Below are 903 nucleotides of genomic sequence, written 5' to 3' on the forward strand. Positions count from 1 at the left end.
ATACAATATTTTTCTCCGCAATTTCTAACAGGTTGCTGCTTAGGCTCACTCACCACCGCCGGGCTTCTGCCTTCCGGTTTCGGCAGGGTTGGCGGCTGGTTTTTTTTGATGGTTCCTTTGCTTTCGCTCCAATCCCAAAGTTCCAGAAATTGATCTGCAATGCTTTCTAAAATTCCTTTTTCTTCTTTTTTAGATTTAGGCTTCTGTTCTGCGGGTGAGCCTTTGGCTTTGGCAGGTATTGATGAGGTTTTTGATTTCGGAGTTTGAGGAAAAGGATTATTCACCTCGACATTATCCGTTGCATGTTTTTTATGGAAATAGTATTCTACCGTTACATAAAACTCTAATTGTTTAGGATCTGCTTCGCCCTGCATGGCTTTCTGCATTAAGGCTTTCGACAGGAGAAATTCGGTAACGGCGATGCCGTTGTGGTCTACTTTCGTTTTTTGTGTGGCAATGGGCGTATTGCTTTTGCTATGTCCGCCACCTTTAGCATCATCTTCCCAAAGGGTAAAAACAAGTTCTTTATTAAACAGGGTTCACCGCATAAGCTCTTGCACGGAGCTTTTCCATGAAGCTGAAGTTAGTTCCTCTGGAATCATCCACATAAAACAGCTCAACCTTACTTATTCTCGGTATTTTGTCGCGTTTTGGGGTAATCATTAATCCGCCTCCTTCAGGCTTATAAAGATAAGCTTCCAAGCGGAAGGTATGCCCTAATGCTTTTTCACCAAATGTGAAATCACCGGTTCCTTTTTTCTTAATGTTGGTGGTGGTAAATTTCCCGTTGCTTCTTTTTATGAAGAGTTCCCAGGTTACTTTTGTAGGATTTCTTTCGGTTTTTGGTGTATCTTCTATAGATATTAATTTTCATATTATTTTACTTTCTTTAAAGGCATTTCG

Annotated in this window: 2 protein-coding genes; both read right to left on the reverse strand. The window is 40.8% G+C overall.

Annotation, left to right across the window (positions count from 1 at the left end; genetic code table 11):
* The coding region (locus SOP96_RS19940; protein ID WP_326322607.1) for a hypothetical protein at positions 1-386 on the reverse strand (386 nt) is incomplete at its 3' end.
* Positions 387-528: 142 nt separating this feature from the next.
* Positions 529-702 carry a hypothetical protein gene (locus tag SOP96_RS19945; protein WP_326320291.1) on the reverse strand — a complete coding sequence of 58 codons (174 nt, stop codon included), beginning with the start codon at positions 700-702 and terminating at the stop codon, positions 529-531.
* Positions 703-903 lie beyond the last annotated feature (201 nt).

The organism is Chryseobacterium salviniae (assembly GCF_035819015.1).
In the GTDB taxonomy this organism is placed as follows: domain Bacteria; phylum Bacteroidota; class Bacteroidia; order Flavobacteriales; family Weeksellaceae; genus Chryseobacterium; species Chryseobacterium salviniae.